Annotated in this window: 26 protein-coding genes, 2 tRNA genes, 1 pseudogene and 1 riboswitch; of the genes and pseudogenes, 11 read left to right on the forward strand and 18 right to left on the reverse strand. The window is 40.1% G+C overall.

Translation table 11 applies throughout. The annotated features are described in order from the left end of the window. Positions 1-40 precede the first annotated feature (40 nt). Together EEL30_22360 and EEL30_22365 are read right to left on the reverse strand one after the other, a co-directional pair. Entirely contained in the window at positions 41-1,198 is a 1,158-nt protein-coding gene (locus EEL30_22360; protein QDX94788.1) for a DUF3900 domain-containing protein, read from the reverse strand. 556 nt (positions 1,199-1,754) lie between these two features. After that, positions 1,755-2,987 (reverse strand): DEAD/DEAH box helicase, encoded by a 1,233-nt coding sequence (locus EEL30_22365; protein ID QDX94789.1) that lies wholly within the window; start codon positions 2,985-2,987, stop codon positions 1,755-1,757. 481 nt (positions 2,988-3,468) lie between these two features. Between EEL30_22365 and EEL30_22370 the strand changes: the two genes are divergently transcribed. Together EEL30_22370 and EEL30_22375 are read left to right on the forward strand one after the other, a co-directional pair. After that, entirely contained in the window at positions 3,469-4,542 is a 1,074-nt protein-coding gene (locus EEL30_22370; GenBank protein ID QDX94790.1) for a phosphodiester glycosidase family protein, read from the forward strand. A 115-nt stretch (positions 4,543-4,657) separates the two neighbouring features. Continuing rightward, a pseudogene (locus EEL30_22375) lies at positions 4,658-4,852 on the forward strand (low molecular weight phosphotyrosine protein phosphatase). A gap of 136 nt (positions 4,853-4,988) precedes the next feature. Here the strand turns inward: EEL30_22375 and EEL30_22380 are convergent. Both EEL30_22380 and EEL30_22385 read right to left on the reverse strand, forming a co-directional pair. Further along, positions 4,989-5,855: a hypothetical protein gene (locus EEL30_22380; GenBank protein QDX94791.1), complete on the reverse strand. Its 867-nt coding sequence runs from the start codon at positions 5,853-5,855 to the stop codon at positions 4,989-4,991. Positions 5,856-5,923: 68 nt separating this feature from the next. Further along, positions 5,924-6,604: a hypothetical protein gene (locus tag EEL30_22385; protein QDX94792.1), complete on the reverse strand. Its 681-nt coding sequence runs from the start codon at positions 6,602-6,604 to the stop codon at positions 5,924-5,926. 108 nt (positions 6,605-6,712) lie between these two features. Between EEL30_22385 and EEL30_22390 the strand changes: the two genes are divergently transcribed. The 3 genes from EEL30_22390 to thiC all read left to right on the forward strand — a co-directional run bounded on the left by EEL30_22390 (position 6,713) and on the right by thiC (position 9,785). Then, positions 6,713-6,862, forward strand: coding sequence for a small acid-soluble spore protein P (locus EEL30_22390; protein QDX94793.1), 150 nt, complete (start codon positions 6,713-6,715; stop codon positions 6,860-6,862). Between the two features lie 107 nt (positions 6,863-6,969). Continuing rightward, positions 6,970-7,737 carry a hypothetical protein gene (locus EEL30_22395; protein ID QDX94794.1) on the forward strand — a complete coding sequence of 256 codons (768 nt, stop codon included), beginning with the start codon at positions 6,970-6,972 and terminating at the stop codon, positions 7,735-7,737. 37 nt (positions 7,738-7,774) lie between these two features. Beyond that, a riboswitch (TPP riboswitch) is annotated at positions 7,775-7,891 on the forward strand. 121 nt (positions 7,892-8,012) lie between these two features. After that, the gene (thiC, locus tag EEL30_22400) at positions 8,013-9,785 is read left to right on the forward strand and encodes a phosphomethylpyrimidine synthase ThiC (GenBank protein QDX94795.1); all 1,773 of its coding nucleotides are present in this window, start codon (positions 8,013-8,015) and stop codon (positions 9,783-9,785) included. 103 nt (positions 9,786-9,888) lie between these two features. Here thiC and lpdA read toward each other — a convergent pair whose 3' ends face one another. The 4 genes from lpdA to pdhA all read right to left on the reverse strand — a co-directional run bounded on the left by lpdA (position 9,889) and on the right by pdhA (position 14,762). Then, positions 9,889-11,301 (reverse strand): dihydrolipoyl dehydrogenase, encoded by a 1,413-nt coding sequence (lpdA, locus tag EEL30_22405; protein QDX94796.1) that lies wholly within the window; start codon positions 11,299-11,301, stop codon positions 9,889-9,891. Positions 11,302-11,305: 4 nt separating this feature from the next. Further along, positions 11,306-12,625 carry a 2-oxo acid dehydrogenase subunit E2 gene (locus EEL30_22410; protein QDX94797.1) on the reverse strand — a complete coding sequence of 440 codons (1,320 nt, stop codon included), beginning with the start codon at positions 12,623-12,625 and terminating at the stop codon, positions 11,306-11,308. Positions 12,626-12,695: 70 nt separating this feature from the next. Further along, on the reverse strand, positions 12,696-13,673 hold the full coding sequence (locus EEL30_22415; GenBank protein ID QDX94798.1) for an alpha-ketoacid dehydrogenase subunit beta: 978 nt from the start codon (positions 13,671-13,673) through the stop codon (positions 12,696-12,698). Between the two features lie 3 nt (positions 13,674-13,676). After that, a complete protein-coding gene (gene pdhA, locus EEL30_22420; GenBank protein ID QDX94799.1) occupies positions 13,677-14,762 on the reverse strand; it encodes a pyruvate dehydrogenase (acetyl-transferring) E1 component subunit alpha in 1,086 nt (361 codons plus the stop codon). A 264-nt stretch (positions 14,763-15,026) separates the two neighbouring features. On the opposite strand from pdhA, the gene EEL30_22425 reads away from it, so the two are divergent. Then, positions 15,027-15,761: an esterase family protein gene (locus EEL30_22425; protein ID QDX94800.1), complete on the forward strand. Its 735-nt coding sequence runs from the start codon at positions 15,027-15,029 to the stop codon at positions 15,759-15,761. A gap of 173 nt (positions 15,762-15,934) precedes the next feature. On the opposite strand, the gene EEL30_22430 is transcribed toward EEL30_22425, so the two are convergent. From EEL30_22430 to EEL30_22440, 3 genes are all read right to left on the reverse strand, one after another. After that, positions 15,935-16,126 carry a hypothetical protein gene (locus EEL30_22430; GenBank protein QDX94801.1) on the reverse strand — a complete coding sequence of 64 codons (192 nt, stop codon included), beginning with the start codon at positions 16,124-16,126 and terminating at the stop codon, positions 15,935-15,937. 418 nt (positions 16,127-16,544) lie between these two features. Beyond that, positions 16,545-16,629: transfer RNA gene (locus EEL30_22435), tRNA-Tyr, on the reverse strand. 5 nt (positions 16,630-16,634) lie between these two features. Next, positions 16,635-16,710, reverse strand: a tRNA-Thr gene (locus tag EEL30_22440). Between the two features lie 515 nt (positions 16,711-17,225). Between EEL30_22440 and EEL30_22445 the strand changes: the two genes are divergently transcribed. Then, a complete protein-coding gene (locus tag EEL30_22445; protein QDX94802.1) occupies positions 17,226-17,528 on the forward strand; it encodes an iron-sulfur cluster assembly accessory protein in 303 nt (100 codons plus the stop codon). A gap of 124 nt (positions 17,529-17,652) precedes the next feature. After that, entirely contained in the window at positions 17,653-18,039 is a 387-nt protein-coding gene (locus EEL30_22450) for an OsmC family peroxiredoxin (GenBank protein QDX94803.1), read from the forward strand. A 150-nt stretch (positions 18,040-18,189) separates the two neighbouring features. On the opposite strand, the gene EEL30_22455 is transcribed toward EEL30_22450, so the two are convergent. The 5 genes from EEL30_22455 to EEL30_22475 form a co-directional block, all read right to left on the reverse strand. Next, positions 18,190-20,433 carry an RNA helicase gene (locus tag EEL30_22455; GenBank protein QDX94804.1) on the reverse strand — a complete coding sequence of 748 codons (2,244 nt, stop codon included), beginning with the start codon at positions 20,431-20,433 and terminating at the stop codon, positions 18,190-18,192. A 77-nt stretch (positions 20,434-20,510) separates the two neighbouring features. Further along, positions 20,511-20,873 (reverse strand): chromosome condensation protein CrcB, encoded by a 363-nt coding sequence (locus EEL30_22460; GenBank protein ID QDX94805.1) that lies wholly within the window; start codon positions 20,871-20,873, stop codon positions 20,511-20,513. Beyond that, on the reverse strand, positions 20,860-21,264 hold the full coding sequence (crcB, locus tag EEL30_22465; protein QDX94806.1) for a fluoride efflux transporter CrcB: 405 nt from the start codon (positions 21,262-21,264) through the stop codon (positions 20,860-20,862). Before crcB ends, EEL30_22460 begins: the two co-directional genes overlap by 14 nt. Positions 21,265-21,443: 179 nt before the next feature. Next, complete coding sequence (locus tag EEL30_22470) at positions 21,444-21,638, reverse strand: DUF896 domain-containing protein (GenBank protein QDX94807.1); 195 nt, start codon at positions 21,636-21,638, stop codon at positions 21,444-21,446. Between the two features lie 79 nt (positions 21,639-21,717). Next, positions 21,718-22,104, reverse strand: coding sequence for a LysM peptidoglycan-binding domain-containing protein (locus tag EEL30_22475; protein QDX94808.1), 387 nt, complete (start codon positions 22,102-22,104; stop codon positions 21,718-21,720). A gap of 161 nt (positions 22,105-22,265) precedes the next feature. Here EEL30_22475 and lexA point away from each other — a divergent pair, with 161 nt between their 5' ends. Continuing rightward, positions 22,266-22,886, forward strand: a complete 621-nt coding sequence (lexA, locus tag EEL30_22480; GenBank protein QDX94809.1) for a transcriptional repressor LexA — start codon at positions 22,266-22,268, stop codon at positions 22,884-22,886. Positions 22,887-23,132: 246 nt separating this feature from the next. Next, entirely contained in the window at positions 23,133-23,702 is a 570-nt protein-coding gene (locus tag EEL30_22485) for an isochorismatase family protein (protein ID QDX94810.1), read from the forward strand. 168 nt (positions 23,703-23,870) lie between these two features. Here EEL30_22485 and EEL30_22490 read toward each other — a convergent pair whose 3' ends face one another. Further along, the gene (locus tag EEL30_22490; protein QDX94811.1) at positions 23,871-24,359 is read right to left on the reverse strand and encodes a DUF456 domain-containing protein; all 489 of its coding nucleotides are present in this window, start codon (positions 24,357-24,359) and stop codon (positions 23,871-23,873) included. 298 nt (positions 24,360-24,657) lie between these two features. On the opposite strand from EEL30_22490, the gene EEL30_22495 reads away from it, so the two are divergent. Continuing rightward, positions 24,658-25,071, forward strand: coding sequence for a hypothetical protein (locus EEL30_22495; protein QDX94812.1), 414 nt, complete (start codon positions 24,658-24,660; stop codon positions 25,069-25,071). Between the two features lie 136 nt (positions 25,072-25,207). Here EEL30_22495 and EEL30_22500 read toward each other — a convergent pair whose 3' ends face one another. Beyond that, positions 25,208-25,672 carry a hypothetical protein gene (locus EEL30_22500; protein ID QDX95858.1) on the reverse strand — a complete coding sequence of 155 codons (465 nt, stop codon included), beginning with the start codon at positions 25,670-25,672 and terminating at the stop codon, positions 25,208-25,210. Positions 25,673-25,681 lie beyond the last annotated feature (9 nt).

Here is a 25,681-nt window from a genome sequence, read left to right on the forward strand (position 1 = left end):
ATATTTTCTTTCTATTTGACGCGTTCTAGGATATGTGATTCTACCAAGGTGGAGTATCATCTGTAGGCGCTGATGCTGGTACTGCTTCCATACTAGGAGTTTTTTCAATGTTATCCTCTGGGTACCCAGGATGAGTAGTAGCTTCATTAGCCCTTTTCTCAATATCGTCTACTAGTTCATGAAGAGTTTTGGGTTTTAAAAATTCCACAGGAGAAAAACCTTTTTCAAATTGCAAGATGTCTCCTTCCAACAGGACAACATAACGACCAGCCACCTTGGCAATATGCATTTGTGTGCCGTAATCGGACAGCATTGCTCTTACTTGCAAGTGATCCAGCTTAAATTTCAGTTCAATTTCGGGCTGGTGATCGGTAATGATATGCATAGCTTCCATAACCGTCTCATGTTCCCATTTCTCTGCAAGCTCACGTTTCGGACTAGCAGCGATCAGCTCAATTTCTTCTTCCTCTTGCTGACGTTGCGGTGAGTCATCCGGATAGGTGTATTCAATATGCTGCTTTGCAAGCGAGATTACTTCTTGGGAGACAATTTCCGTGATGGTTCTAGGATACTCAATAAACTTGAGAAACTCTTCGAAATAGCGAGCATGCGAGAATTGGTGAATTTTAACATGATAGATGTCTACCATACCCTCTTCTTCCATGAAAGGATACATGATTGATTTCATATTTTTCGCATTAATCGCCATTTCTACATTGGATATCAAGCTGTTTTCATCCGTAATCACTGCTGTTTTTTGTTCAAAATCACATTTTAACAAAAATAAGAAATGATCATCCAGCTTGTCCAACTTGGCTTTGACTATTAAAAGCACGCCACCACGAACTTGCGGAGTTTTTAAATAGGATTGGAGCAGGTCCAGAGAATTTGCTTTGATATCTTCTTTTGATGTAGAATGCAACAAACGTTTAAACAATCCATAATTGGGATTAGAGTCTAACGGATGTCCAGGCTCTAAAATAAATTGCCCTAATTTGGTTGCAGCCGCATCATGTAAGGGATTTTTCTCTACTTTTCGTTTAGCAATCTTTGTAAATTCGCCATCAAGGAACGTTTTTAGTTCGCTACGCTCATACTCATCATGCGAGAGAATTTTTGACATGCGTACCTGCTTCGTTCCCTCATCATCTATTTGCTCCAATACAAAAAAGGAAATCCAGTCGATACTAAAATTCATAAAAATGTTTCCCCTTCTCTCTATTTCCCACGTTCTAGCTATCAGAACTTGATTATAACAGATGATTTGCTTACATTGGAGATACGGAGCAATTTTGCATAAACAGGTTAGGCATATTAGGAGGAGAGAATACATTGAGCAATTTGCCTTTTACTAGCATTATCTGGATGATCATTCTTGGCATCAGTTTTTGCTTTTTATTTTATCTGCTATCCAAACGCCCTAAATAAACCATCCATCAGGATATCACTGTATCAAGGTAAAAGAGCGGCTTAAGCAGCCGCTCTTTTTAGCGTGGAACCCTATTCGACAATCTCTTCCTGTTTTGCTTGTTCCATACGCTCTTTTAATTCTTCTGCTTCGTTTTGCAAGGTTTGGCGCTCCTGACTGGACAACTTTTCGCCACCAATCGGCCCATTTACCAATAGCTTCTCTTCATACAACCGATTTCTACGCACAAGCCCTTCCACCTTCCGTTAACAAGGAATGTTTGTACCCTACTAATGTGTCACAGTTAGGGGAGGCTTATGTACTTTCTCGGCAAATGAACAATGTTTTAGGAACGACCTTTCGAAGGATCGCGCTTACCTTGTGTGCGATCTCCATTTGAAGACTCGCGACGTGGTGTCATTTTCTGCCCGGAATAAGGCTTTCGCTCCCCACTCGGATCAACTAATGCGCCATGAGACATCGTTTTTTCCTGGATAAGAATTTGTTTTTGTTTAGAGAATTTTTGGATGATAAAACGCTGGTTTGGCAACACAATTGAAAACACCAACCCAGCCTTGCCCATACGTCCCGTTCTACCACTCCGGTGAACATAGGTATCCGCATCTGTAGCTGGATCGTAGTGAATGACCAGCTCAACGTCAGAGATATCAATACCACGGGCGGCCACGTCTGTCACGATCAGTACAGGGAGTTTTCCATCACGGAAATGTTGCAGAGCTTTGGCTCGATCCACTTTAGGCGTATCACGGTGTAAAAGCTCGCACTCTAAATGATGGTAAGTTAACTTATCTGTGATTTCGTCAACTCGTTCAATGGTATTCAAAAAAACAAGTGTTTTTTTGGCATCTACCAAACGAATTAGACGACGAAGCGCATCTGCTTTTTTACGTCCCTCTTCCACTAAGTAAAAATGTAGCACCTCGTATTTGCTATCTGGAGCCTCAGTCGCAATGACTATCGGTTCACGAGCCATACCGTTTATCATGGTTTGTGTTTGTTTAGATAATGTCGCTGAGAAAAACAAACGTTGCGTGTCACGCATTAAACGGCGCAGTACGTCCTGTACTGGATTAGCAAATCCACGGTCCAGCATGCGGTCGGCCTCATCGATTACTACACTTTGCACTGTGTGAACTTTTAATTTACGTAATTCCAGTAGTTCTTTTACACGGCCTGGCGTTCCAATTACAATAGCTGGATGGGTTTTTAGCTTTTCCACCTGGCGCTTCGTATCGACACCACCAATAAGTGCAGCGGCATGCATACCTATAGAAGCTAATAATTGCGTTGCCTCGCGATAGATTTGCATAACTAACTCTTGAGTAGGTGCCAAAACTAACACTTGTAATTCTTTTTTTGTTTCATCTAATTTTTGGACAAGAGGTAATAGATATGCCATCGTTTTGCCCGATCCAGTAGGGGATTCGGCTATGACATCTTTTCCCTCTAGAATGACAGGTAAGGTTTGTGCTTGAATAGGAGTTAGCTTTTCATAGCCACGTTCCCTTAGAAATGTTACAATGGGGCCTCGTGTAATTTGCATAAAATCGTTAGACACTGAAGAAATCCTCCTACAACCAAATAGTTCGTACAGACTAGCTTACCATTTTCTTGGCAAGAAGAAAACCCAAGGTATGAAAATCGATCCTTACTTCTATTAATTATATGTATTTACTAAAAAGGCGATTTCTCATAGAGAGTCATCGCCTTTACGTATCAGGTTAGGAGTTAGAGTCCACTCGCGTCTCCCGTTTTTCCATTTTGTCATGACGGTCTTTCTCACTATGCTGGTTAAGAGTACCCGGTGGATTTTTCCTGTACTCTTCTACTTGGTCTTGGAACTCTTTATCAAATTCACGCATGAACCTCACCTCCACAAGTAGTTTGCCCAGATCCAGATAAAGCATGCTGATGGCACGACAAAAGGCTATGCTAGATCTAGGTGAAAAAGGTCGTAACCTTTTATTCAGATGTGCGTCATATAAATGGAACTACTTGCACGTTCGAATATCATATTAAGCTAGATAGGAATGAGATACATGTCAGAGGCACCTTTAACCCGTTCTCGCAGCTCTAAAGATCAACCGCCTATGCGAAGATCAAAAAAGAGGAAAGCGAAACGCAGAATGAAAGTAATGATCGCAAGTATTGTAACCTTCGTTGTACTAGTCGCTGGCTTTTACCTGACACATGACTTGCGGCTATGGCTTGCTGGAACGTTGCTAACCACACAACACTCCAGTTGGGCTAAATATACACTGGTAGGGGAAGACGCGCTTAATTCCCTACGTGCTGAGATTAATAATCCAGAAGCGATTAATTCAGTTTCGCCCGCAGAGATTAGTACAACTCCTGCTAAAGTAGATAAACCAGAAGAAAATCCTGTTCAAAAAGAACTGACTGAAGTTATTCCCGTTGAGAAAAACTTTAATCCTGCTCATTACTTTAAAGGATACGTCATGAAAGTGTCAGATCCAAATCGCGTTCATTTAATTCAAACCACTGGGAACAAGCAGAACCGCGGAAAACCACGTGGTGAATGGATTAGTGAGTTTTCAGAGCGCACAAATGCAATAGGTGGGGTAAATGCAAGTGGCTTTTATGATCCCAATTTTATGGGGTACGGCAGTCAAGCTGCTGGATTAGTCATTGTAGATGGTAAACTGCTACAAGATTACAATCCATCTAATGGGGACACCGTGCTTGGGATTGATTACAACGGGAAATTAATCACAGGACGTTATACCTCCAAAGAACTTCTGAAAATGAATATCAGAGATGCTATGTCATTCCGTCCACAATTGATGGTAAATGGTAAGAATCTCTTCGCTGGGAAAGACCCCATTAGCTGGGGAATCGCCCCACGTACAGCTGTTGGACAGACAGCTGATGGCACCATTTTGTTCATTGTAATTGATGGTCGCCAAAAGCATTCTATCGGGGCAAGTATGAAAGATATGGCTGATCTGCTAGAAGAATACGGTGCCGTAAATGGAATGGCAATGGACGGCGGTACCTCTTCTATGATGGTTGATAAAGGTAACGTTCTCACTAAATCCGCAAATGACGACCCACGTGGTCGTTGGTTACCAAATGCATGGATGGTATACTAATAAAAGGTATGTGAGCAGGTTAACAAATAACCTCGGCGATTTGATGGCCGAGGTTTTTGTTTTGTACAGATGAAGGTTAGGGGGTTTCACATGGTTCGTGTTTTATTTGTCTGCGGACAATTCAAACGTAGAAAAACTACGCACATTGGCTCCAGATGCTAAAAATGTTACTATGCTAATGGATTACGCTCCAGCTTATAAAGAAACAGAAGTAGAAGACCCATACTTTACAGGCAGATTTGATTATGTGTATGAGTTAGTCGAAGCAGGTTCAATAGGTTTAATCAAGCATATTCGTAATCTTGCTTAAAAACAAAAGGTTTGAGCGTTCTTAAGCATTTGTTTGCGTGCAAAAAAAAGCAGCTACTCATAGAAAAAGTAGCTGCTTTTTTGTTTACTTTTTACATAACCCGTTTACTATTCCACTTCATTTACCGTCGTCGTTCCTATGGCAAGACGATTTTCTCAAAATAGGCTGGTGAATACTGCTCTTTATAAGTTTTACCGGTTAGCACCAAATTATCCAGTTGTTCCCTCAATTTTTGTAAATTCGTTTTTTCCAATGCTAAATTAATGAGGGTTGCTCTGGCAATCTGGCGTAGTATTTGTATTTCTTCTTTAATCGTATTTCCCAAATCCTTACCACTGTGAACCACTTCAGAACGATGATTGTAAGAGGTTTTAATAAAATTGGAAATTCTAATACGTTCTTCCGGTGTTTGCCCCAGATAATAAGCAATTCTGGCACGCACCTTGTACGTAATTTCTCCCTTTTTTCCATCTGGAACAAACAAAGATTCCAAAGCAATCCATAAATCCAACAACTCATCCTCTAACGATTTCTTTTCCAAGGCTAATAAATACCTGCGATACGGGACGGTCGGAAACGAGATATCCTCATTCATCAAGCGTTTGAACAATCCCTCTGTTTGATCGGTATACATAAACTTTGGTCCATCTAATGATCGTTTTAAATAATTTATCCCATACCGATTTTCCTCCATAGTTAATAGGTAAGGAATGGAACAGACCCCCTCTCCATTTGCCATATTTAATCGATTTTCTATCTCAGTTATAAAGGGGCGATCCTCTTTTACTTTTAAGGTAGGATACTCCGCATAAAGAAAAAGGGAATTTGGTTTCACTTTCTCTTCAAAATGGAGCCTATTCTCGTTCATCTGTGGACGCAAGCGTTCATGACAAATCTTGTATAGGGGCTCAAAGCCAGATACCAAATAGAAATCCTCATTAAGCTGTATACGAAGTGGTTCATCTGTTTCGGTATTAAACACTGGTGCAATCAAGGTAGGCATGATGTGTCCCTCCATTCGTTACGGCTAATTAATAGGTCAAGTGAGTCATTTAATGACTGATTCCTGTTTTATTTTGAAGTTGATCCTTTTTCTTGACTCAAACGTTTAATAATATTTTCATTTTCAATTCTATCTTCAGGCTTGTCCGCATACAAAAGCCCGTAATGGGTCAACATGGTAGAAATCTGATTATCCTCCGTTACAATTACATGCAAGACTGCTTTATTTTTGAAATCATAATACTCCAGAACTCTTCCTAAATCGCGAGTTGGTGCTCCATAAACCTTTTTAACATCTTCTATACTTAGCTTGCCACCCTCTAGTTTTTTCATCAAATCTCCTCGTTTTAACATCACTTGGGCAGCTACCAATGTAGGATCAGCGGTTTTGGTGAAATATAAGGGATAAGCCTTGTCCCACTTTGCTCCTGTTAACGGATTAATCTTGATAAAAGCTACTTCTTGCTCCACTTCTGGATTTGGTCCATTCTCTGCTTTTAAATTGCTTCGAAAATTACTTTTAATTGTCTTTTTTTCTACAGCAGGTCCATATGTTTTTTCCAGCTGAGCCAGTGTAGTTTGTCCAATAACTGCTTTCTCTGTGAGTTTCAGTTCAGCTGTGAGATCTACCTGATTTACCTTTATATCTTGGGCTTGTTCAGTTGGTGTAGTATCCGATTGGTTTCCACCACAACCTGTCACAAGTAATAAGCTAGCCATCGCTGCCATAAACATTCTTCTTTTTTTCATGGAAATCTGTCCTCTCCTATTTAACTAAAATTCACAGGTCTGCAAACACTTCCCTGTGCATGTGATACCATTTTCCCTCCCATACTAATCACGAAGGAGTTGATAAGGATGGCTAAAGATGATTTCTTAGTAGAAAATCCGCATCAAACTTATAATAACCAATTTCGTGGTTTAGAACAAACAGGGGAACCGCAACCAGGTACGAAAAAGGTAAAACAACAGAATCATACCCATCAAATCAAGACTCGCAAAGGTTAATCTTCTGATAGAAAAATCGCCTTTTCCATTTGGTTGGAGCGGCGGTTTTTCTAATTTTGTCCATCTCCTCTTGTTTATGATAAACATAAGTGGGAAAGGGGGATTATATGATTTCAATTGATATGAATATACCTGAGGAAGCTTTAGTATTTCTTGAAATATCTCCTATGCTTGAAGTAGCGGGTAGCTTGCATATGCTTACGCAAAGATTTGTTCATTTTTTACATCACCCTGAGTATGTAGAAATGATACAAATGATGAAACACGAACACTTATTTAATGAACTACTTTACTTTACCCCGCTGTTTGTTGATCAAATACCCCTATTATTTACCCCTATTCTGACATGTGGCATACAAGAGTTAGAAGAGCAATTTGAATTTGTGACTACTTTACCCCTTCGTACCTTTATGCACTCCTTCGAACAAAATATGCGCATATACAAAGAACGAAGACCTTCACATACACCTCCAATTGAACAAGATTACAATGATGATCCCGAGCTTCTATTCCACCGATTTATATTATTCTTAACCTCTTATATACGACTCATTTTTCACTCTACCTGGAACAATCAGTATCCCGTACTCACTATCATGCAACAACAATTACTTACTCATTTTCATTCTTCACGTGAACATATTAGTCATTTTTTATTATCGATGTTTCCCAGCGCAAGAAATGGAGATCGCATAGGGACAATCCTTCTTTTTGAAAATAGAATCAAAGGTGTTGAGTTAACACTAAACAGCCTTCACTTATACATTAGTTGGTATTTACGCCATCCTGTATATACATATCGACCTGAAGCATTCGGACAACCCCCTCTTTTACTGATGGCATTTCCATCGTTAATGTTGCGCCAATCCTATTGACCCACATTTTTCCATATGATAAGGTATAAGAGCAACTACATATGGATACGGGAGCTTGGATTAAGCCAGGCTGAGAGGGTGGAGTACTCTGCTACCGACCGTGAAACCTGATCTGGATAATGCCAGCGTAGGAAACGATCCCATACGAATCTTTCGTTTATTTCAGCATGTTTGTTTTGTATGGATAAGAGCCGTCAGCCTTTGCTGTACGGCTTTTTTGGTTTATCGCTCCTACCGTACCAGCTAGTTGCCAAAACATGTTGGGAGGTTTAACAATGTCTTTTTTATCGACTCCATCTTTTTTTCCTGCAAGCTGCAAAAAGTATGTGACAGGCTCACGACTTGATCTCCTTGTTCCGTTTCGTGAAATTACGCTCTCTCCAACTGTCGATCAACAAGGTAGAGTTACACCGAATCTTTCTTTGCTAGTGTATGATACAAGCGGTCCTTACACAGATGCAGCCCTACATGAAAAGCTTGATGTAACCAAAGGTCTTCCCCCACTCCGGTCTGCTTGGATTATCGAGCGAAATGATACGGAGTCATATGGATACTGCAAAAATCCTCCCCCTACTGAAATAAATACGAAGCCACTTCCCGTTCAATCCTTTGAAAAACGTCAACCCTTACGAGCCCGCCTGGGACAACGAGTTACGCAGCTTCATTACGCACGCAAAGGTATCATTACACCTGAAATGGAATTTGCAGCCATTCGCGAGGGAATGGATCCAGATACGGTGCGAAAAGAAATTGCCAGTGGACGAGCTATTCTGCCAGCTAATATTAACCACCCTGAGGTAGAGCCTATGCTTATCGGCAAACATTTTTTGGTAAAAATTAATGCTAATATCGGAAATTCTGCTGTTCTCTCTTCTATTGAAGATGAAGTGGAAAAAATGGTCTGGGCTATTCGTTGGGGAGCAGATACCATTATGGATCTATCTACTGGCAAAAACATTCATATGACCCGTGAATGGATTCTCCGCAATGCTCCTGTGCCTGTTGGAACCGTCCCTTTGTATCAAGCTTTGGAGAAAGCAGGAGGAAAGCCCGAGAATTTATCGTGGGAGTTGTACCGAGAAACGCTAATTGAACAGGCGGAACAAGGTGTAGACTACTTCACGGTGCATGCAGGCCTCTTGCTTCGCTACATTCCACTTACCATGGGTCGACTGACAGGCATTGTTTCTCGTGGAGGTTCCATTATGGCTTCCTGGTGCCTTACCTATCATCAAGAGAATTTTTTATATACACATTTCCGTGAGATATGTGAGATTGCTAGTTCCTACGATATCTCCCTCTCCTTAGGTGATGGTCTACGTCCTGGTTCTATTGCGGATGCTAATGATGCCGCTCAGATGGCAGAATTAGAAACCTTAGGGGAACTAACTAAAATTGCTTGGGAATATGATGTTCAAGTCATGATTGAAGGACCAGGACATGTTCCAATGCACAAGATTAAAGAAAACGTGGATATTCAACAAAAAATCTGTCAGGAAGCCCCCTTCTATACACTGGGACCACTTACTACAGATATTGCACCAGGCTACGATCACATCACATCTGCCATTGGTGCTGCCATGATCGGCTGGTTTGGTACTGCGATGCTATGTTATGTAACACCAAAAGAACATTTAGGACTACCTAACAAGCACGATGTAAAAGAAGGTGTCATCGCCTACAAAATCGCAGCACATGCAGCTGATCTGGCAAAGGGTCATCCACTAGCTCAATCTTGGGATGATGCTATGTCAAAAGCCCGTTTTGAATTTCGTTGGCACGATCAATTTCATTTATCATTAGATCCCGAACGTGCTCGCGATTATCATGATGAAGCTCTTCCCGCTGAACCAGCCAAAACCGCGCATTTTTGCTCTATGTGTGGACCGAAGTTTTGTAGTATGAAGATTAGTCATGAATTGAAGGAGATGGTTGGCAAAAATATAACAGAAAAAAATATGCCGATTCTTGATGATCCAACGATTAAAACAGGGCTTTCTCAAAAAGCAGAAGAGTTTAAACGCTCTGGTTCCAAAATTTATCCTTAATCTAAATATAAAAGACATAGTAGTTATGAATTCTTATACGTGTAAAAAGAAAAAGGCTGCCGGATATTCCAGCAACCTTTTTCTATATAGCCATTATATATTTTTACTTTACTACCACGTGAATCGGACGACCAAGCGCCAATTCTGCGGCTTCCAATGTTACTTCTCCCAAGGTTGGGTGAGCATGGATAGTTAGTTCGATATCTTCTAATGTAGCACCCATTTCAATAGCCAAAGCTACTTCAGATACGATGTTAGAAGCATCTTCACCAACAAATTGTGCACCTAGAACTACACCTGTTTCTTTGTCAGCGATGATTTTTGCAAATCCTTCGCCTGCATTAACAGATAGAGCACGTCCGTTAGCAGCATAAGGGAAACGACCCACAACTACATCTAGACCTTGTTCTTTTGCTTCTTTTTCGGAGATACCAACGCTGGACATTTCTGGATCAGAGAATACAACGGAAGGAATGCACTTGTAATCCACTTCTGCCGCGTGTCCTGCGATTGCTTCAGCCGCCACTTTACCTTCATAAGAAGCTTTGTGAGCTAGAGCAAGACCTGGAACAATGTCACCAATCGCATAGATGCTTGGTACGCTTGTACGACCTTGTTTATCAACTTCGATCAGTCCGCGATCGTTCATTTTCACGCCGATTGCTTCAAGACCGATATCATTTGTGTTAGGCTTACGGCCAACAGTAACTAGTACATAATCAGCTTCAAAGGACATTTCTTCGCCTTTTACTTCTGCTTTCACTACTACACCGTTTTCTGTTTCTTCCACACCTTTTGCAAGAGCTTTGGTATGAATTTTGACGTTATGCTTTTTCAGACGACGTTCTACTAGACGAGTCATGTCTTGTTCGAAACCTGGTAAAATATGGTCAGCACCTTCAAGGATTGTAAGTTCTGTACCAAATTTAGCAAGAACCGTACCTAGCTCAACACCAATGTATCCACCACCGATAACTACCATACGTTTAGGAAGTTCGCTAAGGCCTAATACCTCAGTAGAGGACAATACCCGCTTGCTCCATTTAAACGCTGGAAGTTCGAACGGACGGGAACCAGTTGCGATAATCGCATTGTTGAACTTAAATTTATGAGATTCATTTTCGTCATAAACGCTAATCTCATTTTCAGACAAGAAGAACGCTTCTCCAGAAACTAGACGTATTTTATTGCCTTTGAACAAAGAAGCAACGCCGCCAGTTAATTGTTTCACGATGCCACTTTTCCACTCTTGCACTTTAGCATAGTCAACTTTAACGTTATCCATGGTAATACCCATGGCCTCACCATGTTGTGCATTTTCATAAACGTGAGAAGCATGGATAAGTGCTTTTGATGGGATACAACCCACGTTCAAGCATACGCCACCTACGTTACCACGTTCTACTACAACCACGCTTTTCCCCATTTGAGCTGCGCGGATTGCTGCGACATAACCACCAGGACCTGCCCCAATGACTACTACATCAATTTCTTCTACGAATTCTCCTACTACCATCTTGTTATCCCTCCATGACCAATAGTGTTGGGTTCTCCAGAAGCTTCTTGATAAAGTTCATAAAACGTTGCGCTGGATCTCCATCGATTAGACGGTGATCAAAGCTTAGAGACAACGCTAAAACTGGTGCAATAACAATCTCGCCGTTTTTCACTACTGGTTTTTCTTCAATGCGACCTACACCCAAAATGGCAACTTCAGGATGGTTGATCACTGGAGTGAAGAACATTCCACCAGCGGAACCGATGTTTGTGATGCTGAAAGTAGAACCTTTCATTTCATCGGCAGTTGCTTTACGATCACGAGCTTTACCAGCTAATTCGTTAATCTCAGCTGAGATTTCGAAGATGGATTTGCGATCTGCGCTTTTAACTACAGGTACGAGTAAGCCGTCTTCTGTAGATGTTGCAATACCAATGTTGTAGTACTTCTTGAAGATGATTTCTTGTGCTTCATCATCCATAGAAGTATTAAGGATTGGGAATTTTTTCAGACCAGCTACCACTGCTTTAACAATAAATGGAAGGTAAGTCAATTTAATTCCTTGTTCCATAGCTAGTGGTTTACCTTCTTTACGTAGGTTCACCAAGCCAGTAACGTCTACTTCGTCAAACAATGTAACATGTGGAGCTGTATATTTAGATTTAACCATTGCTTTAGAAATGGCTTTACGGATACCTTTCAAAGGTACGCGCTCTTCCAATTCGAAAGCTTGTGCTGCATAGTGTTGTGTAGGTGTAGCTGCTGCAGCTTGGGAAGTTTGAGCCACTTGAGGAGCTGCAGTTTCTTGAGCAGGTGCAGTAGCGCCTCCAGCAAGATAAGCATCTACATCAGCTTTTGTAATGCGACCAACTTTACCACCTGTACCTGGTACAAATGTCAAGTCGATTTCTTTTTCACGAGCATATTTACGCACGGAAGGAGTAGCAAGCACATGCTTGCGATCAATTGATGCACCACCTTGAGCAACTGCTTGTGGAGCAGGAGCTGCCGCAGGTGCTTTAGTAGCTTCTTGAGTAGCAGGAGCTGGTGCTGCATGACTTTCGCCACCATGACCATGATCTTGACCTTCAGGTAATGCGCCTTCCACTTCAATAACACAAAGTGTGTCACCTAGCATGGAAACAGTGCCTTCGCTAACTGTAATCTCAAGAACTTTACCTGCTACAGGAGACGGTAGTTCTACCATGGATTTATCGTTTTGTACTTCTAGGATAACTTGATCCTCTTCAATTGTATCTCCTACAGCAATATGCCACTTTGCAATTTCGCCTTCGTGGATACCTTCACCGGTTTCTGGCAGTTTAAATTCAAATCGTGCCACTATAATTCCCTCCTATCGGTTTCGAGAAAGAAGGCGGAAAGCTTACTTTCCGCCGTTGATTATACGAATCTTAGAACTCCAATACGCGGTTCACGCCGTCAACAATACCTTTTACGTCAGGCAACCAAGCATCTTCTACTTGTGCAAAAGGGAACACGGAATCTGGAGGTGCGATACGAAGAACAGGCGCTTCTAGATGTAAGATAGCTTTTTCGTTGATTTGCGCGATGATTTCAGCAGCAACACCAGCGGTACGTTGAGCTTCTTGTACAACAATTGCACGATTTGTTTTTTGGACGGAAGCCAGAATAGTTTCCATATCTAATGGAGAAATCGTACGCAAGTCGATAACTTCAACGCTTTTCCCCTGTTTTTCCAATTCTTCAGCAGCCTTCATGCTAGTTTGTACCATTGCACCGTATGTGATGATGGTAACATCAGTACCTTCACGAACGATATTGGCTTTACCCAATGGAATAGTGTACTCGCCTTCTGGTACTTCTTGACGGAAAGAACGATATAGTTTCATATGCTCAAGGAAGATAACCGGATCGTTATCACGGATCGCGGAAATCAAAAGGCCTTTTGCATCGTAAGGGTTAGAAGGAATTACTACTTTCACACCTGGTGTTTGAAGGAAAATACCTTCTAGAGAGTCAGAGTGCAACTCAGGTGTTTTTACGCCACCACCAAAAGGAGAGCGGAATACGATCGGGCTAGTGAATTTTCCACCAGAACGGAAACGCATACGAGCAGCTTGAGTTGTAATCGCATCAATTGTTTCAAAAACGAAACCAAAGAACTGGATCTCAACAACTGGACGGAATCCGTTTACCCCAAGACCTACTGCCAATCCACCAAAACCAGATTCAGCTAGAGGCGTATCAAATACGCGATCTTCGCCAAACTCTTTTTGCAGATTTTCTGTTGCACGGAATACACCACCATTGTTACCCACGTCTTCCCCAAATACTAGAACTTGAGGGTCGCGTGCCAATTCAATACGCATTGCATCTGTAATGGCTTGAATCATTGTCAAATTTGCCATGGCTTACTTCGACTCCTTTGCCAGATATTCTGCTTTTTGTTCTTCTAGGTGTGGAGGCAAAGTTTCGAACATCACATCAATAAGCTCAGAAACTTTCATTTTTGCTGTTTCGTCAGCTTTCTTGATTTGCTCAGCAACATGGGCTTTTGCCTCTTCAATTACTGCTTCTTCATCTTGTTCGCTCCATAGTCCTTTTGTTTCTAAGAACTTACGGAAACGAATTAATGGATCTTTTTGTTCCCATTCGGATTGCTCTTCACCTGTACGGTAACGAGTTGGATCATCACCAGACATGGAGTGAGGTCCGAAACGATATGTAAGAGCTTCGATCAATGTAGCTCCTCCACCGTTGATACCGCGCTCTCTCGCAACTTGAGTCGCTTTTACAACTGCAAGAACGTCCATACCATCAATACGAGCACTGGAGATACCAGCTGCTACAGATTTGACAGCGATGTTTTCGGATTTTGTTTGTTTAGCAAACGGCAAGGAGATCGCATAACCATTGTTTTGGTTAAAGAAGATAACTGGCAGGTTATATACACCCGCATAGTTCATTGCTTCATAGAAATCACCTTGAGAAGTAGCACCATCACCGAAGTAGTTGATTGCTACTTTCTTTTCTCCACGAAGTTTAAAGCCCATTGCTACACCAGTCGCTTGCGTACATTGTGCTGCAATGATGATTTGTGGCATCAATACGTTAACACCCTCAGGGTAACGTCCACCTTCAACATGTCCACGGGACCATAAGAATACTTGATACATAGGAACACCATGCCATACCATTTGTGGAAGGTCACGGTAGCTTGGTAGGATGAAATCTTCTTTGCTCAAAGCAAATTCAGAACCAACCATAGTAGCTTCTTGTCCAGAAACTGGAGCTACGAAACCAAGACGACCTTGACGTTGCAAACTAATTGCACGTTGATCCCATACGCGAGTGAATACCATACGACGCATAATTTCGCGAAGTTCTTCATCAGAAAGCTTAGGCATCATTTCAGGATTAATGACAGTTCCATCCTGAGCCAGAATTTGCAACGGCTCATTGTGACCGATATGTTCTACAGCAGTAGATACAGTCATTTAGCTCACCTCATTAACGGAGTTTTTGTTTGGAGTAAAATTACATTTTTTAGAAGATACAGAAGCCCTGTATACGCGAACTATATAAAAGTTATTTTAACTGTTATATTTCAGTTCATGACTCTGTTTTTTGTGTTATAATATAGTCATTACAGGGTTTTACTTGTTCCTGTTATTATCAATGATAAGTTCTGTATCATTTTTTTGCAAGTCTTTAATTAAATTTTTTTAAACTGAGAACAATTGTCGGGAGGTCTCCATTCGATGTCAGACATTCTAAAACGAACCATCATCAAAGAAGAACTTACCAGTAGCTACCTAGATGCTCCGCGTCAAGTGAAAGTGTATTTACCACCGGGCTACAACGACATGCTCTCCTACCCGGTCATCTACTGTCAGGATGGAAACGAGTTCTTTACAATGGGTCGAATTGCTACAATCGCTAATCGCCTTATTCTTGAAGAAGGCATGGAGCCTATGATTATTGTCGGTGTCTCGAACGAGCGTAGTAAACGCACCAGCGAATACTCACATGTAGGTGAAAGAAACCCTGGGTACAAACGATTCTTCGCAGAGGAACTTGTCCCTTATATTGAAGAAAAATATCCAATCCGCCAAGATACGGATAGCCGGATTCTAGCTGGTGACTCTTTAGGTGGTACAGTCTCTTTCCATTTAGCCCTTGATTACCCTCATCTGTTCCATAAAATAATTTCTTTATCAGGTGCGTTCTTTGATGCCTCCATTGTTGAAGCAGAAAAGACAACTGATTTATCCTGGATGCATATGTGGATGATTGTTGGTTTGGAAGAGTTGCAAGTAGAAACCAGTACAGGTACTTACGATTTCTTGGATTACAACCAGCGAATGAAGACTGTTCTTGAACAAAAGCAAGCACGTATTGCCTACATTGAAGATCATGGTGATCATGTCTGGGGATTCTGGCAACGTGTATTACCCGATGCATTAAAATATTTCTTCCCCATCACAGGTCTGTAAACTACGTCAGGGGGTGTCTTAGCCCCCTATTCCTTCAAAAAAGAAGATGTATTTATCGTATAATAGCTTGATACGTGATGGTTTTTAGGTCCCTTTTAGCACAATTGAAAACAGAACTAACAAGATAGCGATAGTTCTGTTTTTCAGGTTTCTGATTGTTACCGCTTTCATTTTTACAATCCGTTAATCTCCTTGATATTTTCATACATGTATGTTCGCCCATCAGATAAAAGAATCCCCTCATGCGTCACTTCAGAAATTTCACCGGCCACTTGTTGACTGTCTAATAATACAATATTGACAAGTTTACTTACTTCCCGATTCATTTGTTCTTGAACCTTCATAATATCTTCTCGTGAAATCACGTAACCACCTCAGTTTATAATTTCCTATCTTCTAGTATGACAAACAGAGCTACCATTTAATCGCATGACAAAGAACTACTTCCACCATATTTTCGCTTAGAGAACTCTCCTATTACTTTACCTCAACAACAGACAAATTGACCCCTCTTATTTTATTCAGACGCGAGAAATATCAAAAGAATACACAATTTAGACAAGGTGAAATTTAATTTATTTTCAATAAAAATGTGATTATGGTACTTCTTGGCTCTACCAGATAATTTTGGCTGTTGATTATATTTACAAAGTCAGCTTTCTCATGTCCTAACATAAACAAAGTCTTAGTTTTACCCTATTCATCTCAACCAAATATTTTACATGTTATGATGGTATAAAAAAAGCACCGTGACCAACAGTCAAGGTGCTTACCTAACAAATATGGTGGGGAGAGACGGATTCGAACCGCCGAACCCGGAGGGAGCAGATTTACAGTCTGCCGTGTTTAGCCACTTCACTATCTCCCCATAAATGGTGCCGGCGATAGGACTTGAACCCACAACCCCCTGATTACAAGTCAGGTGCTCTACCAATTGAGCTACACCGGCATGTCTAGTAGCAACTACTCATTTGCTTGACAACAAGAATGAGTATATCATGAACCTTTTTGATATTCAATACCCTTTTGCAAAAAATTTCAAAGTCGTATTTCTTCTCAAAACGGGACAAACTATTTGTTGTAAAGGGGGCTTTTCTCCATGAATTATGATCCACATCGACATGTAGAACCTAGTGAATTATTTTTTGTTGATGAGCATGAATTGTCTTATCCTTCTCGTGAAGAAGATGCATTTACTGATGCATATTTATCTTCGCTTGGATGGTACGATTGGCCTGGAGCATTTTATTAGGGATAGCTAGTTTGGGTTGCCAGTTTCGTTTCTTGGCAACCCACTATCCACATCTACCTTGTAAGACGACCCTAAGCTTCTTTCTCCTATCTATTTTCGCTTTTCTTCCTTTTTTATTATTATGTTTACTTATAAGTGCGTAAGAGGTTTGCCACAAGGAAGGGAAGTTTGTTATGATGAACTCATCCTAACAAGGTAAGGAGTCTTCGATGATGAAAGCAAAAATTACTCGTAATGCCGCAAAAAAAATTAATGAAATTATGGCTCAAGAAACAGATAAAGACTTAAAACTTCGTGTATATATCACGCACAAACATGGTACACACGCTCATTATGGCATGACATTGGACAAACCTTCAGAGCAGGATACCGTTGTTTCTACTGATAAAGAAATTGATGTCCTCTTGCAAACGTCCGAAGAACTACTGGATGGAGTCGTAGTAGATTATCTGTATGTTCCAGAAGAAGGTTTTGTGGTGACCAATCCAAGCAAAGGCAACACAGGGGATCACTAATCTCTATTGCTTAGCTTACCTTGATTGTACATGTAACACTCTACATAAGGCTTTGCATTTAAAAGAAACCACGAAGAACATCACTCTTCGTGGTTTTCTATTACCCAGAATAGGAGGAATCATCGTGCAATTTAACCAAATCAATCAAACATTGCAAACAACATTCCCCTTTGGAACTCTAACCATCTCTAGTAACCGTCATGAAGGCTTTAAACCTATCGATTTGCTAGTTTCTGCAATTGCAGGATGTAGCCAAATTGTCTTTACCCGAATATTAGAAAAACAACGTATCCAATATGATTCGCTTACTCTTCAAATAGATGCGGTTCAAAGCGAAGATGGTGCTAATCCCTTGACTAAGGTGAGCCTATTATACACCATTACAGGCTCTGATCTTGTATTGGAAAAGCTAGAAAAGGCGTTGCGCTTGGTACCATCTAACTGCACCATTATGCAGTCGCTTCATCCAAATATCGAAGTAATAGAACAAGTGGTAATTACGAGGACATAGGCAGATATGACCAAAACAAAAACCATGATCGCTTTTATCCAGAAACTGATTGACTCAAACAACTGTTCCAAACTGGATAGCGCTCATGGTTTTTTCATGTATGTTTACAACATTTTTATAAACGACTGTATTAATCCTGTACTATTTTTATCAAATCGCTTGTATAACATGATCTTTTGCACGTAACCATGAGGACACCTTAGCTTCCCCTTGAATATACAACAAAAGTTGATGCACAGGACGTGACATGGTTACATACAGTAGCTTGGCATCCATAACATTATCTCTGTAATGTTCATTATCTACGTCTAGCACAATTACTACGTCAAATTGCAATCCTTTAGTCAAATAAGCAGGAAGAACTGTTACACCACCAGGAAATTCCTTATCTTTCACGCCTAAAAGATGAAGTTCAAGCCCTTTTTCCTTTAGCGCCTTGGCAACTTTTTTGCTCTCTTGAATTGTTTTGGTCACAATGGCCACCGTTTGATGACCAAAGTCCAGAGACTTTTCAATGCGTGTCTTTATATCATCTAGCATATTACTCCGTTTATTTGCCCGCAAAAACAAAGGCTCGTCACCATGACGCAAGACTGGTTTTGCCTCAGTAATCTCAGGTAAATGAGTTCCTTCCAGGACAACGTTGGACCAATTCATAATTTCAATGGTCGAACGATAGCTTTGCTCTAATGTAAAAAAGTCCGTTTTCTTTTTAAAGATATTCCTAATAACTGGTTGCCAGCTATCCAACCCTCGGTAGGCATGAATACCTTGAGCCAAATCCCCTACAATAGTCATTGACTCATTTTTGGTGTGCAAAGATAGTACAAAAATCTCTAAATAACTCAAATCTTGCGCTTCATCAATAACCGTATGATCGAAAGGCGCTTCCTTACCGCTTCCTTCTAGTAGATGACGCATATATAAAATAGGCGCAAGGTCTTCTGCTTCTATACGTTCTTCGTCCAAAAATGATTTTGATGTATCCACAACATCTTGCAACACTTCATCCGAAATTTGTTCACTTGTAAGGTTGCGCAATAGTTCCCAATCTCCAAATAGCTGCGTGTACACAGTAAAAGGATCTATATTTGGCCACTTCCCCAAATACAAGACAAGCAATTCATCGATCTTTTTCTCAAAACGCAGTAAACTTGGCTTATCTAAATCAATTTTTGCTTCACGTAAATGGGTAAATAATTGTTGAGTCATGTGTTGTTTTACATACTTAGTTAACGCTTCTAATCGACGGCGATATGGTAAATGAGCAAACTCATCTATAAACAACTGGCGGATTTCTTCTTTTTTCATTTCAAAAACATGCTTTGTCTTATTATAAATAAATCGCAAATCCTTATATGCAATCAGTTCATTTAACAAATAATCCATATACTGATCTAGCATATTACGACAGTGAAGTGAACCTTTAAATGACATCCGATGCCAAGTTTTGCGTTGTTCTGTTTGTTTGTTAGCATCATCTTCAAAGAAGAGTAATAAGGGCTTGCTTGGGTCAAGTATACGCCATCCTTTTGGCAAGAGTACCTTTACCTGTTTAGCTGCCCACTCCGTGAAGGTTGCTTGTTGTACATCTTCCACGCCTAATTCGGGCAATACATCGGCAATATACGTTAAGAACAGCTTATTTGGTGCAAATACCATAAATTTCCTAGAAGCAATCAAATGCTGATAGTTATAGATCAAATATGAGAGTCGATGTAAGGCAATCGTAGTCTTTCCGCTTCCCGCTACCCCTTGTACAACAATGGCCCTATCTTTTTCTGCACGAATGATATCATTCTGTTCGGTTTGAATTGTGGCAACGATATCTTTTAATCGACTATCGTTATTTTGATTCAGACTAGAAGCTAAAAATTCGTCAATATATCCTTCTTCCAGAAAGTCTTCTGGAGTTCCAATTTCGCGGTGAATGGTCTCTTTTAAGGCACCGTCATATATTCCTGTAATTTGAGCGTCTTCTATTGCAAAATTACGTTTTAGCTTTACTTCTCCCCGTACAATCCCCTGTAGTGTTCGGTAAAAAGCCTCCTTGCTCTCACCACTGTAGTAAAGACTAGCAATGGGTGCACGCCAATCTACTACAACACTGTCCATCGTGTCGCGTTCTACGACCCCACGTTTTCCAATGTATACGGAATCCAATTCATATGTTTCCTCTTTCATGAAATCTACCCGACCAAAATAAGGCTTTTTCACAGTGCTTTCTAGATGAAAGAGGTCCCTTGCTTTCGAAGAATTCACTACTTGTTTGACATAATCGTCAGTCGCCTCTCGCAAATCTTCCCGGAGTTGTCCGATCTCTTTTTCAATGGTATGTACCGTTTTATCTAGTCGGCCTTGTTCTTCCTCATATGCAGGATGATGAATGGTCACATGTCCAACCTCCTTTTCATCAAACGAATATTTATCTTATCAAAACTAATTGGTAAATCCAAGGGAAATGTTGAGCGTCATAGATGTACCCCAACAAACATTCCTAATGCGGCAGATGAAATTCCCAAAGAATAACTGACAAATAGGTATACTACTCCTAACTGGTTACGCTTTTTTGTGAATAACGTATAGCTTTCCCATTTGCATGTAGAAAAGGTAGTGAAGGCTCCCATAAAACCTGTTCCCGCCACTACTAAAAAAAATGGAGCAAAAGAAGCACCTGTAATAACTCCCAATAAAAAAGATCCAAGAATATTGATGCAACAGGTTGCCAGCGGAAACATCCCTTGAAAACGACCATTTATTAAATGACTCATTCCAAAACGCGCCATCGCCCCAAGGCACCCACCCAATGCTACTCCTATACTATTCAACAGCATCAGCATCGCTCCCTTTCCCTGCTATACGAGTCCCTATCACAGAACCAAGCTTTATCATTAGTAGCCCACCCCATAAACTGGCTAACACATAACAAATAGCGAGCAAATATTGGTGCTGCTGCCATAGCGCGACCGTCTCCACACTAAAAGTAGAAAAGGTAGTAAAAGAACCAATAAACCCAGTCCCTACTCCTAAGGTAAACCATGTAGGGAGCTGATTTCGAGTCAGGATATACTGATTCAGAACTCCCAATCCAATACAGCCCATGAAATTAATCAATAGGGTACCTAACGGAAAAGATAGCCCCCACCAGCCCAATGTCCATGTTCCCAGTAAGTAGCGCAAAACAGCCCCCATCATTCCAGCCAATCCAACAATCAGAAATGGCATGTGTTTTCCCCTTTCTCATACATTTCTCTTTACATACACAAACAAACTCCTACCAGCAATATAACTGGTAGGAGTCATTAGCCTATCGGCGCTTAGGGCGAACTCCATCGCCTCTGTTAACTTGTGGATAAATCTGTGTAGTCGCTCTTCCTAGGAAACATTAGAAGAAATCACGTATGTTAGTGCTTATGCTTAGGTTCCTCATCCTCTACATAACGGATAGAATCTAGATTTGCCTTCATGGAAGCCTTCATAGCATCAATGTATTTTTGACGAAGAACTTGTTGCTCCGCTTTTTCTTCTGGAGTTAAGCCAACACCCTTCGATTTCTTGGCTAATTCATTAATACGTTTTACTTCTGCATCAGTAACCAATGGTGATACCTCCTCAACTAACTTCCTTTTATTATAACACAAGACAAAAGGAGAAGAGAGATAAATTATGGTTATGGACTCAGCGATATGTTGGAATAATGAGATCATTTCCTGCATAAATCATCGGGTTATCTAAATGATTTTGTTTCATGATTTCTTCAATCAATTCTCTAGCTGTTAAACCAGATTTTTCTTTATAAGCTTCTGCTATACTCCATAGCGTATCTCCCGACTGAATTGTAATCACCAGAGAATCTTGCTGAGCATGAGGAGCTGCAATTGCTACTTTTTCCTTTCCAAAAATCATACTGCTCACTACAAAGGATAAAACGACAATAAGCAATATGGATAATAAAGCTTGCCCTCGTGTTATCCCTCTTTTATGGTGTACCCAAGTAGCCTTATTCGTCGTTGTTTTTGTTTTATCCTTGTATAGATTCTGACAATTGCTAGATTGTACTGTCATTATCATCACCCTCACAAACGTTTGTTCTCATTTTATTATCTTAATCATAATGCGAACAAATATTCCTGTCAAGCGGTAAAAATCGAACTAATGTTTGTCGAACGCAAATTCTCATGGTATAATGTAGAAAATATCTGGATCGAGAGAATGAGGTGTTCGAAATGTCCAAACTCTCCAATCGCCAACAAGCGATCATTGATTTTATTCGTAAGGAAGTAAAAGATAAAGGATATCCCCCGTCTGTCCGAGAAATCGGTGAAGCGGTGGGACTAGCTTCCAGCTCCACTGTTCACGGTCATCTCGCACGACTTGAAAAGAAAGGCCTAATCCGCCGCGATCCTACTAAACCACGTGCCATTGAATTATTGGATGAAAGTCGTTTACAGGATGATTATGAAAGTTCCATTGTTCGCGTCCCAGTTGTCGGAAAGGTAACAGCAGGTCAACCTATTACAGCAATTGAACAAGTGGAAGAATATTTTCCGTTGCCAGAAAACATCGTTACATCTGACAATGTATTCATGTTGCGCGTAATGGGAGAGAGTATGATTGAAGCAGGAATTTTAGATGGCGACTACGTAATTGTCCGCCAGCAAAATGTAGCCAATAACGGAGATATCGTAGTGGCTATGACAGAAGAAGATGAAGCAACTGTTAAACGTTTCTTTAAGGAAAAGACCCACTTCCGTCTACAACCAGAAAATTCTCAATTAGAACCGATCATTTTAGATAATGTTAGTATTCTAGGCAAAGTGATTGGTGTTTATCGCCTTTTCCACTAGAACATTTACTTTAATCCCCAAAGATGCTTCTAATTTGATTGAACTCAAAAAACTCTTGGTGAAGATAATACTCACCAAGAGTTTTTTGTTTGTGATCCTTTATTTATGTAGCTTATTTTTTTGTAACTCACTACTCTTTTCTGCAATACGTTTCTGTTAGATGTTCGTCGTTTTTCTTCTTCTATTTGTTTATTCTTAGATGTAAGATTACTAGATAACGTTCTTACCAATAAAGGAGTGTTTTATTTGGATCAAGACTTCAAACAAGCCTTACTCATCATTGACGCTCAACAAGAACTACTTGATGGAAACGAAACCAATAAACCCGTTTATCAAAGGGAAAATTTATTACTTTCTATTAATGCAGTCATACAACAAGCAGTAGATACAGATTCTTTCATCATTTTCATTCGAGATAAAGATGTTGCTAATGGAAATGGGCGAGGTTTTGGTATTCATCAGAACATTCATGTCCCCTTTACCTCGAAAATATTCGATAAAACAGCAACTAATGTGTTTTATGGAACACCTTTATTATCTTTCTTACAAGAACATCAAATTAAGCATCTTATTATGATGGGTTGCAAAACAGAACACTGCATAGACACAGCCGTAAGAACAGCTACCATATCTGGCTTTGATGTGACTCTTGTTGGAGACGGACATTCTACAACGGATTCGACCATTTTAACTGCCGAACAAATGATTAATCACCATAATGAAATTTTGCATGGGCATTACAATGTAGACCATTTTTCTCTTGTTAGAAATGCACATGAAGATTTGTTTACTCCTCCTCATAATAGTTACCGATAGAAGTAAGCTTATTTTTTAATGATCGAAATTTTTACAAATAAAACAAACCGAGATTGTCAACATAACTCCACTATTCGTAGAGAAAATGTGATCGACAGTCTCGGTTTTGTTATATGTAACAAGCTTTGTGATCTGATCTATTTTGATCTATTCTATTCAAACAAAGTTCTACAGGGCCACAATAAAGAACCAGATGATCATAATCAATTGAATAAAGATTTTCACGACAGCACTACTAAAGAAACCAATTAGGCTCCCTACTGCTATCTTAAAAGCACGTTCGGCCGGTTGTTTTTGCATCAGCATTTCAATTAACAATACAAATATAAATGGTACAATAATCATACCAAATGGTGGAAACAAAAATACACCGATGATAATACCCACTATAGAGCCAATTGCTGATGCCTTTGATCCCCCATACTTTTTAACAAAGTACATGTTGGTCAATAAATCGGCACCGAATAACAAGACACTTAAAATTCCCATTCCCCACCAAAAGGAAACTGGTAATCCTGCCCCCGGTCCTGCTATAGCAAACTGATATAACAAGAAACCGCCCCATAACAAAATGGTATCAGGTAACACAGGAAAAAAGATGCCAGCGATGCTAAGACCGAATAAGAGAATGACGATCAACCACAATAAGACATCCATGTTAAAACCCCCTCTTTGTTGCTTCCTACCCGTTTTCTATATGTACGTATCAATACTCCCCTGCGTTTCATTTTTGCTCATGTATTTTTCTTCTCTTGTTTGCTATACGTGTCTTCTTTCCAGAATATACATGAATTCTCTCTATTAGATCGAGAAGTTTACATAGCCTAATATAGGTAAGAAAAGAGGTCTAAGAAACAAAAAGGTAAAATATAACATTTATAGAATTTTACATTAAGGGACTTAATTCGTTCCAATCAACGATCTATATATCTGATTAAGGAAAGAAGGTTATATGATGAAAAAAATATTTTATTCTTTATTAGCTGTACCTTTTGTTTTCTCAATCTCATCAACTAGTTTTGCCGCTCCAGAAAAGGATAACACTACCACAGTAAGTACAAGTGATAATGCTTACCTTCAGTCTTCTATTCCATTTTCGTTAACCGTGAAGGAATGGGACAGAGGATATGGAGAGGCTGGGGTCACGGGACCTTTTTTTCTATCTAAAGGTGGCACAGTAACAGTTACATTCGACAAACCTGTAGATACACTGGGATGGTATCTACTCAATGCAAATAGATATGGAGCTGAAAAAGTCTATCCGAAAAGCTCTACTGTAACTGTCCCTCGTAGTTCTCATTGGATTGTAATTTTACAAAACTCTGGAATTAAGCCCGTACCCATATCAGGAACTGTGATTATTAATTGATCTTTTTGTAGATATACGAAAGTACTTCTTCTATAGGATTATGATGGACATCCAGTAAAAAAAGCATCCGAGTGGTGCTTTTTTTACTCTATTTTTATTTGCTTAAGGCTTATGCGCTCACAACATTTGGTACCTATTATTTTCTTACTCGAACATTCTTTCCTCTATTTAACTTCAATAAGTCTTCTACCTTCATTTTAACTAAGGAATGAGGCGAACCTCCACCCGTAAAAACGTAATTCAATTCCATTACTCTAGGATCAATTAAAAAGGTTGCATCAAAACCAAAAGAGGGGACTCCACCTGCGGGGTATCCAGTGCCTTCTAACACTTCTTTTTCATCTGCCAAACGAGGTCTTTCAATATGGAGTGCCTTACTTACTCTCGATGTACTGGCTCTATCTTCTCCTCTTACAATGGCAACAATTACATTTCCATTTTGGTCAATCATACAAATATTTTTTACGACATCGTTTATAGAAACGTTAACGGCTTTGGCTGCATCTTGGACCGTATGACAAGATTGATTTAAAATAAAGTGTTCGGCATCGGCATTAGTGGAATGTAAATATTCTTTTATCTTCAACTCATAAGCATTCATGTGACCCTC

It is taken from the genome of Brevibacillus laterosporus (assembly GCA_007833815.1).
GTDB classification, from domain to species: Bacteria; Bacillota; Bacilli; order Brevibacillales; family Brevibacillaceae; genus Brevibacillus_B; species Brevibacillus_B laterosporus_D.

What these genes read in the sequence shown, in the direction of transcription:
- EEL30_22390 (QDX94793.1), top strand. Translation starts at nt 6,713, where the DNA reads ATGGCTAAAGATGATTTCTTAGTAGAAAATCCGCATCAAACTTATAAT.
- EEL30_22415 (QDX94798.1), bottom strand. Translation starts at nt 13,673, where the DNA reads ATGGCAAATTTGACAATGATTCAAGCCATTACAGATGCAATGCGTATT.
- lpdA (QDX94796.1), bottom strand. Translation starts at nt 11,301, where the DNA reads ATGGTAGTAGGAGAATTCGTAGAAGAAATTGATGTAGTAGTCATTGGG.
- EEL30_22370 (QDX94790.1), top strand. Translation starts at nt 3,469, where the DNA reads ATGTCAGAGGCACCTTTAACCCGTTCTCGCAGCTCTAAAGATCAACCG.
- EEL30_22495 (QDX94812.1), top strand. Translation starts at nt 24,658, where the DNA reads ATGAAAAAAATATTTTATTCTTTATTAGCTGTACCTTTTGTTTTCTCA.
- EEL30_22385 (QDX94792.1), bottom strand. Translation starts at nt 6,604, where the DNA reads ATGAAAAAAAGAAGAATGTTTATGGCAGCGATGGCTAGCTTATTACTT.
- EEL30_22500 (QDX95858.1), bottom strand. Translation starts at nt 25,672, where the DNA reads ATGAATGCTTATGAGTTGAAGATAAAAGAATATTTACATTCCACTAAT.
- EEL30_22425 (QDX94800.1), top strand. Translation starts at nt 15,027, where the DNA reads ATGTCAGACATTCTAAAACGAACCATCATCAAAGAAGAACTTACCAGT.
- EEL30_22445 (QDX94802.1), top strand. Translation starts at nt 17,226, where the DNA reads ATGAAAGCAAAAATTACTCGTAATGCCGCAAAAAAAATTAATGAAATT.
- lexA (QDX94809.1), top strand. Translation starts at nt 22,266, where the DNA reads ATGTCCAAACTCTCCAATCGCCAACAAGCGATCATTGATTTTATTCGT.
- EEL30_22460 (QDX94805.1), bottom strand. Translation starts at nt 20,873, where the DNA reads ATGCTGTTGAATAGTATAGGAGTAGCATTGGGTGGGTGCCTTGGGGCG.
- EEL30_22475 (QDX94808.1), bottom strand. Translation starts at nt 22,104, where the DNA reads ATGACAGTACAATCTAGCAATTGTCAGAATCTATACAAGGATAAAACA.
- EEL30_22490 (QDX94811.1), bottom strand. Translation starts at nt 24,359, where the DNA reads ATGGATGTCTTATTGTGGTTGATCGTCATTCTCTTATTCGGTCTTAGC.
- EEL30_22380 (QDX94791.1), bottom strand. Translation starts at nt 5,855, where the DNA reads ATGCCTACCTTGATTGCACCAGTGTTTAATACCGAAACAGATGAACCA.
- EEL30_22360 (QDX94788.1), bottom strand. Translation starts at nt 1,198, where the DNA reads ATGAATTTTAGTATCGACTGGATTTCCTTTTTTGTATTGGAGCAAATA.
- EEL30_22395 (QDX94794.1), top strand. Translation starts at nt 6,970, where the DNA reads ATGATTTCAATTGATATGAATATACCTGAGGAAGCTTTAGTATTTCTT.
- thiC (QDX94795.1), top strand. Translation starts at nt 8,013, where the DNA reads ATGTCTTTTTTATCGACTCCATCTTTTTTTCCTGCAAGCTGCAAAAAG.
- pdhA (QDX94799.1), bottom strand. Translation starts at nt 14,762, where the DNA reads ATGACTGTATCTACTGCTGTAGAACATATCGGTCACAATGAGCCGTTG.
- crcB (QDX94806.1), bottom strand. Translation starts at nt 21,264, where the DNA reads ATGCCATTTCTGATTGTTGGATTGGCTGGAATGATGGGGGCTGTTTTG.